Annotated in this window: 13 protein-coding genes; 8 read left to right on the forward strand and 5 right to left on the reverse strand. The window is 49.9% G+C overall.

Annotated features, from left to right (window positions below):
* The first annotated feature begins 95 nt into the window (after positions 1 to 95).
* Positions 96 to 1,796 (forward strand): thiamine pyrophosphate-binding protein, encoded by a 1,701-nt coding sequence (locus tag PsAD5_RS25550; RefSeq protein WP_063294174.1) that lies wholly within the window; start codon positions 96 to 98, stop codon positions 1,794 to 1,796.
* A 5-nt stretch (positions 1,797 to 1,801) separates the two neighbouring features.
* On the opposite strand, the gene PsAD5_RS25555 is transcribed toward PsAD5_RS25550, so the two are convergent.
* On the reverse strand, positions 1,802 to 2,464 hold the full coding sequence (locus PsAD5_RS25555; protein ID WP_082596559.1) for a Crp/Fnr family transcriptional regulator: 663 nt from the start codon (positions 2,462 to 2,464) through the stop codon (positions 1,802 to 1,804).
* A 96-nt stretch (positions 2,465 to 2,560) separates the two neighbouring features.
* Here PsAD5_RS25555 and deoD point away from each other — a divergent pair, with 96 nt between their 5' ends.
* Together deoD and PsAD5_RS25565 are read left to right on the forward strand one after the other, a co-directional pair.
* A complete protein-coding gene (gene deoD / locus PsAD5_RS25560) occupies positions 2,561 to 3,289 on the forward strand; it encodes a purine-nucleoside phosphorylase (RefSeq protein WP_057461610.1) in 729 nt (242 codons plus the stop codon).
* Positions 3,289 to 3,531 (forward strand): YgjV family protein, encoded by a 243-nt coding sequence (locus tag PsAD5_RS25565; protein WP_057461608.1) that lies wholly within the window; start codon positions 3,289 to 3,291, stop codon positions 3,529 to 3,531. Before deoD ends, PsAD5_RS25565 begins: the two co-directional genes overlap by 1 nt.
* 110 nt (positions 3,532 to 3,641) lie before the next feature.
* Here PsAD5_RS25565 and PsAD5_RS25570 read toward each other — a convergent pair whose 3' ends face one another.
* Positions 3,642 to 4,478 (reverse strand): nuclear transport factor 2 family protein, encoded by an 837-nt coding sequence (locus PsAD5_RS25570; RefSeq protein ID WP_193778174.1) that lies wholly within the window; start codon positions 4,476 to 4,478, stop codon positions 3,642 to 3,644.
* Between the two features lie 76 nt (positions 4,479 to 4,554).
* Here PsAD5_RS25570 and PsAD5_RS25575 point away from each other — a divergent pair, with 76 nt between their 5' ends.
* Entirely contained in the window at positions 4,555 to 5,463 is a 909-nt protein-coding gene (locus tag PsAD5_RS25575; RefSeq protein WP_063294176.1) for a LysR family transcriptional regulator, read from the forward strand.
* Positions 5,464 to 5,572: 109 nt separating this feature from the next.
* Here the strand turns inward: PsAD5_RS25575 and PsAD5_RS25580 are convergent, their stop codons facing one another.
* Positions 5,573 to 6,025: an Lrp/AsnC family transcriptional regulator gene (locus PsAD5_RS25580; protein ID WP_057461604.1), complete on the reverse strand. Its 453-nt coding sequence runs from the start codon at positions 6,023 to 6,025 to the stop codon at positions 5,573 to 5,575.
* 120 nt (positions 6,026 to 6,145) lie between these two features.
* Between PsAD5_RS25580 and rocF the strand changes: the two genes are divergently transcribed.
* On the forward strand, positions 6,146 to 7,072 hold the full coding sequence (rocF, locus tag PsAD5_RS25585) for an arginase (RefSeq protein ID WP_063294177.1): 927 nt from the start codon (positions 6,146 to 6,148) through the stop codon (positions 7,070 to 7,072).
* A 37-nt stretch (positions 7,073 to 7,109) separates the two neighbouring features.
* Positions 7,110 to 8,138 (forward strand): ornithine cyclodeaminase, encoded by a 1,029-nt coding sequence (locus tag PsAD5_RS25590; protein ID WP_063294178.1) that lies wholly within the window; start codon positions 7,110 to 7,112, stop codon positions 8,136 to 8,138.
* Positions 8,139 to 8,278: 140 nt separating this feature from the next.
* Here the strand turns inward: PsAD5_RS25590 and PsAD5_RS25595 are convergent, their stop codons facing one another.
* Positions 8,279 to 8,983: a hypothetical protein gene (locus tag PsAD5_RS25595; RefSeq protein ID WP_063294384.1), complete on the reverse strand. Its 705-nt coding sequence runs from the start codon at positions 8,981 to 8,983 to the stop codon at positions 8,279 to 8,281.
* Between the two features lie 1,027 nt (positions 8,984 to 10,010).
* Here PsAD5_RS25595 and PsAD5_RS25605 point away from each other — a divergent pair.
* Positions 10,011 to 10,316, forward strand: coding sequence for an NIPSNAP family protein (locus tag PsAD5_RS25605; protein WP_057461598.1), 306 nt, complete (start codon positions 10,011 to 10,013; stop codon positions 10,314 to 10,316).
* A gap of 27 nt (positions 10,317 to 10,343) precedes the next feature.
* Here PsAD5_RS25605 and PsAD5_RS25610 read toward each other — a convergent pair whose 3' ends face one another.
* A complete protein-coding gene (locus tag PsAD5_RS25610) occupies positions 10,344 to 10,946 on the reverse strand; it encodes a hypothetical protein (RefSeq protein WP_063294179.1) in 603 nt (200 codons plus the stop codon).
* 373 nt (positions 10,947 to 11,319) lie between these two features.
* Here PsAD5_RS25610 and PsAD5_RS25615 point away from each other — a divergent pair, with 373 nt between their 5' ends.
* The gene (locus tag PsAD5_RS25615) at positions 11,320 to 12,306 is read left to right on the forward strand and encodes a nucleoside recognition protein (protein ID WP_208988839.1); all 987 of its coding nucleotides are present in this window, start codon (positions 11,320 to 11,322) and stop codon (positions 12,304 to 12,306) included.
* Positions 12,307 to 12,353 lie beyond the last annotated feature (47 nt).

Raw genomic sequence — 12,353 nt, forward strand, 5'->3', positions numbered from 1 at the left:
GATGGAAACGCTCAGTATCGCTAAATGCAAGCCAGTAGGCGGTTTACTCAGATCTCATGCGAGAATGAAAGAAACTGCTTAAGAGGAGCGTTTCCATGTCATCTCAATCAACGAAAGTGTCTGTTTCTACCTATCTCTTTCTTCGTTTGAAAGAGGTTGGTGCCAACCATGTCTTTGGGATTCCCGGCGATTATGTTCTGCCTTTATTTGATGAGCTGATCGACCAAGATCATGGCGTGGAGCATATTCTAGTTTGTAATGAACTTAATGGTGCGTATGCAGCGGATGGTTATTCCAAGATGTCTGGCTTTGGTGCTGTTGCCGTGACTTACGGTGTTGGTTCGCTTAGCACTGCCAATGCGGTGGGTGGATCATTCGCAGACAGCACACCAATGATTGTGATTGCAGGCACCCCGACAATTGAAGTTCTGACCACGCCTACACCACGCAAATTGCACCACGTTATAGATACTAATTTCGATGCTTGTCTGGAGGCTTTTCGTCCGATTACAGCCGCTTCTCATCGATTAACCCGGCTGGAGACTGCTTCGGCTGAGATTGATGATCTCATCCGCACAGCAATGCAAAGGAAAAAGCCTGTTTATCTTGAAATTCCTTACGATCTTCAACTGGCTGAAGTAGAAAAGCCAACAGAACCTCTTGATCTTTGGCTCAATCAATCCTCACAGGTGAACCTGAAAGCTGCCTTGTGTCATACAGTTGGCTTGCTCAACAGCTCACAGACCCGCAGTGTTGTGACGGGACATCTACTACAGCGAGAGAAGCTGATTGAAGAAACCAAGAGCCTTGTTGAATGCCTCAATGCCAGTGTCGCGACAACATTTGTTGGCAAAATTCCCGCTTTTGAAGGTCATCCGAATGCGGCAGGCATGTATATGGGTGCCATGAGCTGCGACGCGACAAAGACGACTGTTGAAACGGCAGATTTGGCCCTTGTCGCGGGCATGACACTTAACGAATTCGACACCGGTGTTTTCACCAGCAAGCTTGGCGAAGAGCAGGATTGCATCTGGATGGATTTTGACCAAGTCCTCATCAACAATCATGTCTATGATAAAGTCTATTTGCGAGACTTTTTGCCGGCCCTGCTCAAAGAGGCAAAAAATGATCAGGCTGGAACACTCGAAATTTCCAAGACTGCGCGGCGCTTTAGCTTTCAAAGAAGCGACAGGTTTGATCCAACGGACAAAAACCTGACAATCGACCGTCTGTTTGTTCAGTTCGCAAATTATGCCAAAGCTGGTGATGTCATGTTTGGAGATACAGGCGGGTACATTAATGCCTCTCAGGCAGAGTATCCTGTTGGTGTCGATATTCATGGTTGCGGAAACTATGGATCACTGGGAGCCGGCTTCGCTTTGTTTTGCGGAGGTATTTTTGCAAAGGAAGCATCAGGACGACGGTGTTATATGATCACTGGCGATGGTGCCTTCCATATGACTGCACAAGAGCTTTCAACGCTGATCAAATATGAAACTGACTGCGTTCTCTTTGTTCTGGATAACAAAGGTTATGGGGCTGAGCGGCAGATCTATCCTGGTAAGGAACGCTCCTATAACAACACACCCGTCTGGAACTACGAGGAGTTAGGCTCAGCATTTGGCGGTGTAGAGGGCCAAACCTGTAACAGTTTCGTAGTCCGCACCGAAAAAGACATGGCTGAACTGCTAGACAATCTAGATAAGCCCAAAAGTGTCAACATTGTCCGTATCATTCTGGACCCTTGGGACTCCGCCTCGTTCAACGTCAAATTCAGCGAAGCACTGCGACATTGAATGGCTTACCGCTCTTCTTCTTCGGCCAGATAGCGTTCCAGTTTGGTGTGGTTGGCGACTTTGAGTTCGCGGCCTCGTTTTTCGACCAGGCCGTGTTCGATCAGTTGACTGACGGCACGGCGGTAGACGCGTTCTGAGCAGCCGAAGCGCTCGGCTTCGCGGAAGACGCGCTCGAACTGGATTGGTGGTTTGTTGCCGCGCTCACGGAGGAGCAGGTCTTTGGCGATGTTGTAGGCCAGCGGGTACATGAAGTGCGAGGTGACCCTGTCCATAACACCCTGATAGGTGTCGGCCAGACATTGGCTGAGCCAGATGCCCACATGAGGGTGTTGCACTAACAGGGCTTCCAGCTCTGCAATCGGGATAACGCGCACGCTGACGGGACCATCGCAGCGGATGTCGAACTGAATTGGTTTGCCCGTCAAAAACTCGATCTCACCGTAAAGGCGATCTTCGATATTGAATCTGCCGTGACTGAAGCGCCGCCCATTGGCAGCGGTGTAACTGACCGTGCAGAAGCCATCGTCGATCCAATACAGGTGTTCAAGGTTTTGGCCTTGCCGGAGCAGGTAATCTCCGGGCTCCATATAGCGTAGAAGAAACGGACCAGTTTTGACCCATTCTAATACTTCCTTATGTCCAATGTCTGCGAGCGATTTAATTGTCATTTTTGCATTATTTAGTTCAGAGATGCGGACAATTGTCCTGTTTTTGAATCGGAGATATTTCTACCTTTCTCCTTGCAAGCTGCATAGGAGAATCTGATGACACCGCATATCAACGCCCAGACTGGAGACTTTGCTGAAACAGTCCTCATGCCGGGTGATCCGCTTCGCGCAAAGTATATTGCAGAAACCTATCTGGAAAATGTACGCGAAGTAACAAACGTGCGTAATGTGCTTGGTTTTACTGGTGAATACAAGGGTAAGCCAATTTCAGTTATGGCACATGGTATGGGTATGCCATCCATCTCTATCTATGCGCATGAGCTGATCAACTTTTACGGCGTGAAACAAATCATTCGCGTGGGCAGCTGTGGCGGTGTTGATGAAGAGCTGAAACTGCGCGATCTGATTGTCGCAACAAGTGCCAGCACCAACTCCGCAATGATCCGCGATCGCTTTGCTGGTTACGATTATGCTGCTGCACCTGATTTTGAATTACTGAAGGCCTGTTCTGATGCTGCTGGCGAGCTAGGTCTGTCGCCGCGCTTTGGTAACATCCTCTCAGGTGATCTTTTCTACGGCTCCAATCCTGCACTGCTGCCAGCGATGCAGAAAATGGGCGTTCTGGCAGTTGAAATGGAAGCTGCGGCTCTGTTTGCAATTGCTGCGGAATTCCGTGTGAAAGCGCTGTGCGTGCTGACCGTATCCGATCACCTGATCACGGCTGAGGAAACCTCCTCTGAAGAACGCCAGACCAGCTTTAACCAGATGATGGAACTGGCTCTGGAAACTGCATATGCAACAACACCAGAAATGGCTGCGGCATAATGAATATGGAACTTGTAGGCTATCTGGCCTCAATTACTGTGATGACTTCCCTCCTGATGGGCAACGTCCTGTGGCTTCGTGTGATCAATATGGTCGGTTGCATCCTGTTCACCATTTATGGTGTCGCAGTTGATGCTTACCCGGTTGTTTTGCTCAACGGCATGTGCGTGTTCATCAACATTTACCACTTGGCAAAACTGAGAAAGCAACAACAACAAGCACTTACGCCAGCAGAAGCGTAAGGCACTCGCCTCCCATCAAGCCAAGGTAATTGTAAACTTGAAAGCCGGAGAGCGTTTCATCGCCTCCGGCTCTTTCATTTCATCCTTCAACAGCCGAAACATTTAAAAGCCTAGAACATACCGTTTTCATGCGAAAAATCTTTCGGAATTTCCTGCACGATGTCCCAGTGTTCTACAATCTTTCCCTCATCATCATGCCGAACAATCTCGATCACTGCATTCCCCCAGTCCGCATACTCTACCAGAGCAAATGTGAGGTCCCCTTCAGACACGGCTTGGTGCACGGTGACATTGCTGAGTTTACCGTCACTGTTCTTGAAGAACCCAAGGATTGGCTCAATCCCATTTGGAACCTGCGGGTTATGCTGAATATACTCTTCACCAAAAAGACTTTTGAGAGTCGCGACATCACCCGCAATGCCTTTAGCAAAGAAATCAGTAGCCATTTCTTTATTCCGAGCAAGGTCTGCCTCGGAAACATCTGCATTCGGGTTCCCTCCGCCATCAATCATCGAATTGCCATTGGCGGTTTTTGATTTCGATGTTTCAATCTGGCTCGCATCCCAATGTTCTATGATTTTCCCGTCCTGGACACGAAATAAATCTCCAACAATCATTGTGTGTTCACCAATTGTGACGCGTGACTGCGTCGCAACAAGATTGTCTTGAGCAACAACGCGCACGACTTCTCTCGCAGGGGTAATTTCATTTTCCCGCATCTGCGTGATCGCTTCGCTCAGACCGTCAACACCGTCCTTAACCTCTGGGCTGTGCTGTATGTATTGCGGGTGATAATAGGTCTCAATCAGCTCAGTCTTTTGTGCGTCGAACACTTTTGCCAGAGCATTTAGCACCAGTTCTTTGTTGTTTTTTTCCAACTCACCGGCAAGACCAGCAGAAGACAATAAGATCAAACAGACTGCTGTCAGTTTCGATAGAAATTTCATCGGACGCTCCATATGTAAACGTCGAGATATAGACGGCCTTGTGAGTTCTAGCGATAACACCTATTAGATTCAGGTTATGAAGATTTTCGATCACCTTACATTAGATGGCTCAACCCTTAGGCAGTTGGTAGAGTTGAATGAGACCCGCTCCGTAACCCGCGCTGCTACTCGTCTGGGAATGACGCAATCCTCGCTTAGTTACTCTCTAGAACGTGCTCGAAAGACCTTGGCTGATCAACTTTATATCCGAGTGGGCAATAGCATTGAGCCGACAGAACGGATGCTTCAGATCTTGCCGGTTGCGCACCGTATTTTGAGAGACTACGACACTCTCGCCATGCCTGCTTCGTACCTACCAAAGCAAGATGTAGGGACACTCAAGATCGCAGCGAATGCATTGGAGCGGGATCTCCTGGTCAAGCCGATGTTCAATGAACTTCGGAAACTCGCACCTTGCATGACTCTGGAGCTGCGCTCTACCGGATCCTGGCTGGAAGTTCGCGAAAATCTACGAAACCGAAATGTTGATTTGGCATTGTTCCCCACACTTTTGAAAGAGGGTGGAGATATTATTCAACGTAAGTTAGTCGATATGGAAATGGCAGTTTTCTATGACAGCTCTGTGTGTTCTGCACCTCAGACTTTAACGGAATATTGCGCTGCAAATCATGCGGTGGTTTCTCATGGTGAGATCAGGAGCTCAGGAATTGATCAGCTGTTAGCCGAGCAGGGCTTGAAGAGAAACATCGCGCTACGCGTTTCTGACTTTGATAGTCTGGGTGTTCTTCTGAAAGGTACAGATCTGATTGTCTGTCTTCCCTCAATGCTTCAATCCGGCTCCCTTAGCAGTCTGTCAATTGCGTGCCCCCCTTTGCCTGTGCCGCCAATGTGTCTCGCTCTGTTTGTGCATGAAAGCCAATTATCTAATCCGAGGCTTTCTTTCTGGAGCGACAAGTTGACGAGAGGCATAAACTCGAAAGCCTAAAGCAGTTCGCATTTAAGTTGAAACACATGAACTGCTTTGGTCTTTGTTTTTTGCATATCTTTATCCGAAAACCGGTTTCCACTTTTCGGAGATACGCTGTTCTCTGCCCTCAATCCAGCATCACGTTGCGGCGGGCTTCGTTGGTGCGTTTGGTGGAGAGGAGCAGGTTGGTTTCACTGGCTGAGATGCCGTCAATCAGACGGATACGGCGCAGCACATCATCGAAGTGGACCAGCGTGTCGGTTCCCAGCTCCAGGATCAGATCCCACTTGCCGTTTGTTGTGTGCAAGGCAGTGACCTCGGTCATCTTGTTCAGATGATCGACGATGCGCTGGGTGCCTTTGCCCTCGATCTTGATCATCATAATGCCACGAACAGGTTGTTCAAAGACATCGCCCCGCAGCACGACTGTGTAGCCGAGAATGTCGCCGATGGACTTCAAACGCTCCATACGTGAGCGCACAGTCGAGCGAGAAATCTTCAGCTCAAGGGCAAGATCAGAAACACTCGCACGCGCATTTCTACGTAGTATCGCGATGATTTTTTGATCTATCTCATCCAAAGTGCGTAACCTTACTTACCAATCTGGCCAATGCGACCACCATTTTGATCACAATGCCAGCTTTTTACCGCCACTTCCACAAGGATAATACCCCATATCGGATTTAATCGGGAAGTGGGAATGAAGAATACCGTTGTGCTCGTCGGGGCACCTGTACAGACAGGAACCAACATTCAGGGCTGTTTGATGGGCCCGGATGCTCTGCGAACTGCCGGACTGCAAGACTCCCTGGAAGCACTGGGCTACTCCGTTATAGACCGGGGCAACATTTTACCAGAGGCAAGTCGGGATCGGGTTCATTCCAACGGCGCTGTCCACCATTTGAGTGAGACAATCAGCTGGACTGAGAAGCTCCATGACGTGGCTTTGGCGGAAGTCCGTGAAGGTCATCTCCCGGTCTTCCTTGGTGGCGATCATTCCATGGCAGCTGGAACTGTCAGCGGTATTGCCCATGCGGCGGCAGAAGCTGGTGAAGAGCAGTTTGTGCTCTGGCTGGATGCGCATCCTGATTTCCATAATCTCAGCACAACGACCAGCGGCAATCTGCACGGCACGCCCGCGGCTTACTTTTGTGGTCTCTCCGGTTTTGAGGGGTATTATCCGGAGCTGAACACATCGATCAAGCCAGAAAATATCTGCATGATGGGCTTGCGGTCCGTCGACAATGCGGAGCGGGCTGCCCTGCAGAAAACCGGCATTGAGACCTATGACATGCGCCGGATTGATGAGAACGGTGTCGTCAAGCCAATCAATGAATTTCTGGAGCGTGTGAAGGCCGCCAATGGCCGTCTGCACCTGAGCTTTGATGTGGACTTTCTGGACCCGGACATTGCACCAGCAGTGGGCACGACTGTTCCAGGCGGTGCGACCTTCCGTGAAGCGCATCTGATTATGGAGATGCTCTGCGACAGTCAGTTGGTCACCTCTGTGGATCTGGTTGAGCTGAACCCATTCCTGGATGTGCGTGGCCGGACAGCGACTTTGATGGCGGATCTGGTTTCCAGCTTGTTTGGCAAGCAGGTGCTGGACCATCCAACTCGCGCCTGACCTCAAGCAACATAATAAAAACTTTAGGAAGTCCCATATGGTCCAGTTCGTAAGCGTTTCTAAAATTTTGGATTTGGTCAACAAACACGGTGTCGAGACTGTCTTGAAAGGCATGACCGAGTATGTGGAGGAAGATTACCGCCGCTGGACTCTGTTTGACAAAACACCTCGTGTTGCAAGCCATTCCAAAGTTGGCGTTATCGAACTGATGCCGACCAGCGATGGGGAGCTCTACAGCTTCAAGTATGTGAACGGTCATCCGAAAAACACCAAGGAAGGTAAGCAGACTGTGACTGCGTTTGGCATGCTTGCTGATGTGGACACGGGCTACCCGTTCTTCCTCTCCGAGATGACCGTTCTGACTGCCCTGCGTACTGCAGCGACTTCTGTTATGGCGGCAAAGCATCTGGCGCGAGCAGATTCCACGACCATGGCGATCATCGGCAATGGAGCTCAGTCTGAATTTCAGGCTCTGGCGTTTAAGGCGGTGATGGGCATTACCAACTTGCGTCTGTTTGATACGGATGCGGAAGCAACAGAGAAGTGTGCTGCAAACCTTGACGGTAAAGGCTTTACCATCACCATCTGCCGCAGCTCTGAAGAAGCGATCACAGGTGCGGATATCATCACCACAGTGACCGCTGATAAGCAGCAGGCCACCATTTTGACCGACAACATGGTTGGAGCTGGCGTGCACATCAATGCCATTGGTGGTGACTGCCCCGGCAAGACCGAGCTGCACAAGGACATTTTGCTGCGCTCTAAGATCTTCGTTGAGTATCCGGAACAGACCCGCATTGAAGGTGAGATCCAGCAGCTGGATGATGACTATCCGGTTGTTGAGCTTTGGGAAGTGATTACGGGCGCTGCTGAGGGCCGCACCACAGAGCGGGACATCACCTTGTTCGACTCCGTAGGTTTTGCCATCGAGGACTTTTCCGGCTTGCGCTACATCTATGATCTTGTGAAGCAGGACGAAACAACTCAGGACCTTGAGATGATTGCTGAACCGGCTGATCCGCGCAATCTCTTTGGCCTTTTAGAAGTTAAACAAGCTGCCGAGTAAGAGCAGCGGTCATCGTTAAAACTATCCCTTGCCCGGGGTTTGTAAGCGCCTGCCCACCTAGCAGGCGCTTCTTTTTTGCTTTGTTGGCTTAGGAGCTTAGCAAAGGCAGGCGACTAAGGTTCGGCGCTTTTCCTGATCATTTACAGGATAGACTCGATGTGAACTTTCTTTGCTTCTTCCCAGATCGCATCAATGAAGATACTGATGGTCTCGCGCAGTTCAACGCTGTTGTTTGGATCGACCTGTTCAGCAAGGAGCTCATCAAACAATCCTGCTTCTACAACTCGGCCTTCCACGACCTCTGCAATCTCAGGGGTGTACTTTTCTGAGATAAACTGTGTGATCACATCGAGGGTATCCACGGCTGCCTGCCTGATCTCATTATCAGGGACGGAGAAGTTCCCTTCCAGCAAGTTTGCCGGAAGCACAGAGGCCACGTCATGGTTTTCCGGTTCTGCTGCTTTTACTTCAACTTTGGAAACGAATGGCGCAAGTGGATCGCTATTCAACTTTTCGTCTGCATAGTGAACACCGGTTACGACCTGCTTTGATGTCAGGCTGTGGTTTTGGCCAGCTGAGAAACCGCAGGCGTTGCAGGCCTGATCGTACGCTTGTGTTCCAAGCGTTTCGCCATATTTGTCCAGGAGTGCAGTGCGGAACGCCCCCTGATCTGCTGCTTTTTGAGTATCTAAATTGCCTTGCAGAGCAAGCCAGGAGACAAAACGACCCTGAATAGACGTGCTTGCCTGACGGGTTTGCACATTCCCATCCGCAACCGTCAGCTTTTGAGAAGGCGCTGAATCAACCGCGATATTCTGAAAATTGCTCAAGCTAACTGAAGTCATAGTGTCCATCCCATTCTGCTGGTTTCTTTTGTAATGGGATTAGGCTAACGCTAAGTCAGAAACGCCCCTGTTTTATTCATCACAGCGCTCATGACACCTGAGTAACAACTCTGTCAGATAGGGGATGAGAAGCAGTCATTGTTGGCCATTTTTATGGAGTAAGGAGCTGAAAGGCTTTGACTTTATGAGAGGCAACGCGAACTGGACCACGCCCGCCTAAAACCGTGAATAACTGAATTAATTTCAGCCAACCCAAGCTGGTTTGTTCAGTTTGGCGCTGCTGGAGAGTTCCGAATTGAACCGCAACTCAAATCTGCCAGTTATTGAAGTCAGAGTTTAAAGGCAAGCATGACAATCGTGAGTGAGAGCCCAAAGCAGTCTTTCTTCATGCTCTCACCAAGTTACACCCATGCCACTTTATCTATGCGGGCTCTGGATGCATCCTCACTCACTTGTTGCGCCGATTGTAGCAAGCCCGCATTTTTGCTGTCTCACGAGAGCTTAACTTTGCTTTTGGGCGATAGATATCAAACTCAAATGTTTCGCTACGGCCAGCGTCAGCACGAAACCCCTGAGGTGCATTTGGTTTGATCTCTTTCAAGCATGAACCGTACGCTTTGAAAGAGATAAAGGCGCGCTTACTTTGTTCGCTTGAGCCACAAGCGCCCAGAAGGCTGAGCATTGCGATTGAGGCCAGCACAAGAGGCGCAGATTTCATTTTCATAAAGCAGAGCTTTCGTTGTTTGGGTGACACTTCTTATGATTTGATCGCTTCACGTTTACGACAAAGCCAGTGCTCTTGAATTCGCCAATTTTGGTTGCTTCAAAATGAGCGCTACTGAGCTTCTGACATGCCGAAAATCGACGGCATGGATACCACAAAAAATGAGAGGCACAACATGGCGACGGCGCTAAATGCTCGTTAGAAGCAAATTACAACTTCAGGCACAACCTTGCCGGAATACCCGCTCTGATATAAGACTGCGCCCACTTGTTATGGCTTAGGTTTAAAGGGGCTCGTGCGGCTATGATTACTTGTTATGTGCATTATGAGTTGAACCCGGCAAAGGTTGCTGAGTTTGAGCATTATGCCCGGCTTTGGATTCCGTTGGTTGAGAAGTTTGGTGGCCAGCATCACGGGTATTTTCTGCCCCATGAAAGCGCGAATGATTTGGCGTTGGCTTTGTTCTCGTTTCCATCGCTCGCAGCCTATGAGCAGTATCGCAAAGACAGCATGGAAGACGAAGACTGCCAGAAGGCCTTTGCCTATGCTGAAGAGACACAGTGCATCCGCCGGTATGACCGCCAATTTTTGCGGCCTGTGCTGAAGTAACCCGGGGAGTGGTGCCTGAGGTGAAGTCTACTTTGTGTGTTTCAAAGAGTATTCGACCACCTTGTCGCCTGCGATAAGCAACAGGAGTTTCTTGGAGTCTCGTTTCACTTCAACAGGGCATTTCTTTGAGGCTTCGGCTTTGATTTCCGTGAGTTTTTTGTCGAGAGCGGCGAGTTCGCGTTCGGCTTTCCGGAAGTCATTCCGTTTTTTGCTAGCTTTTTTCCAATGGGGGGCAAGCTTTAGGAGGTTGGCTTGGGCTTCATCATACTCTTTGTCTTCACTGAGCTTTTTGACGTCGCCTTTGTTTTTCTTGCTTGCCTCATTCAGCTGAGCGACCAGCTTGTTATAAAGCTTGTCGAGGTCCTCAAAACCGCTGCTTTCGCGCTCCAGTGAGTTTTTGAGCCGTGTCAGCTTTCCATGCGCTTCAGAGATTTTGGAGACTTTTGGGGAGTCCTCAACGGCTGCCTCATAGCTTTTTTCAAGAAAGGTCTTATTGCCCAACTCCTTGTCAAACTTGGTAATGTCCAGCAGGTGGATGCCGTGTTTGTGGTCCATCTTCTGTTTGAGATCAGAGAAGCCACTGCGGAAATCAGAAAGGTTCTTAAAGGTCTTCAGGGTTTTTCCGGCCATTTTTTTTCACCTGCTTTTGCTCTTTCAAAAAACGCTAAGGCAAAACAGGCAGGCTCAAAAGGAAGAGGTCTTTCGTTAGTTAAGCAAAGCAGAACCGGAGGTGACAAAAGCAAGAGTTACAGCGAGACAATTCGCATTGGTCTGTCTGAAAGACCAGGCCGGAAACTGCACAGGTCTTCCCCCGCGCACAAACGTTCCTTTGAGAATTTAAAGTGGGTGGGTTGAGTAAAATACTATTTCCTCAAAACCTGAAATATCCTAGTAGTTTTGCTGGGCAATGCAGCAAGGGCCGACCCTTTTGATTTTCCCAACCTCCGTTCACTCGCAGTGCTTTGAGCAAGACGAAGCGCGCGCAGCATTGGTTTGTCAAAAAATGAAAAGCTTCACCGCCGCTTGTCAAAAGATTGCAAGAGACTCCGTCGGTCTGTTCTGGATTATGGTCAAGACCATGGTTCCCGTGATGATCCTTGTGCGCATTCTGATGGAATTAGGGCTGGTTGATTATCTTGGCGTTGCGCTTGAACCATTGATGGGCCTGATGGGACTGCCTGCTGCGACGGGGCTTGTGCTTGCTGTTGGCTTGCTGGTGAGCACCTATTCTGCCGTGGCTGTGATGCTGACCATTTTGCCACTGGTGTCGCTGAGTGTTGCTGATGTGACCGTGCTGCTTTCTGTGGTGCTGATCGCCCATGCATTGCCACTGGAGCAGAGTATTTCCCGCCGTGCCGGGATCAGCTTTGTGTTTTCCTCCAGCCTGCGTTTCGTGGTGGGCATCACCTACGGCATGGTGCTGAACCTGATTTACTCTGCGGGTGGCTGGCTGCAGCAGCCGATCCAGCTTGACTGGCTGCCTTTCGCACCAACGATTGAAGAGACATGGCTGCAATGGGGCTATTCCAGTGCGTCTCTGCTCTTCACCATGTTCTGGATTATCATGGGGCTGATCATCTTCCTGAAACTGCTGGAACTGATGAAGATCACCGACCTGATTGGCTGGCTGCTCTCTCCGTTGCTGCGCCTCATGGGCATCAGCAAGGCGGCAACGCCGATCACCATGGTTGGTGTTTTGCTTGGGCTTTCTTACGGTGGTGGTCTCATCATCAAAGAAGCGCAGGAAGGCAAGTTATCCTCTCGCGATGTTGTGTTGTCGCTCTCCTTCATGGGCATCTGCCATGGGTTGATTGAGGATCCGCTGGTGATGATGGCGTTTGGCGCGCACTGGTCCGGCGCATTGGTTGGGCGCTTTGTGTTCTGCGTTGCAGCGATGGCGCTGATTGGTCGCTTGATCCAGATGATGCCGGAGGACGCATTCAACCGGTTCCTTTACCGCCCAGCGAAAACAGCCAAGGCGGTTGGCTGATACTCTATCCTGTTCCTGATGCTTGGTTACGTTTCAGGAACACGCCT

It is taken from the genome of Pseudovibrio sp. Ad5 (assembly GCF_001623095.1).
Taxonomy (GTDB): domain Bacteria; phylum Pseudomonadota; class Alphaproteobacteria; order Rhizobiales; family Stappiaceae; genus Pseudovibrio.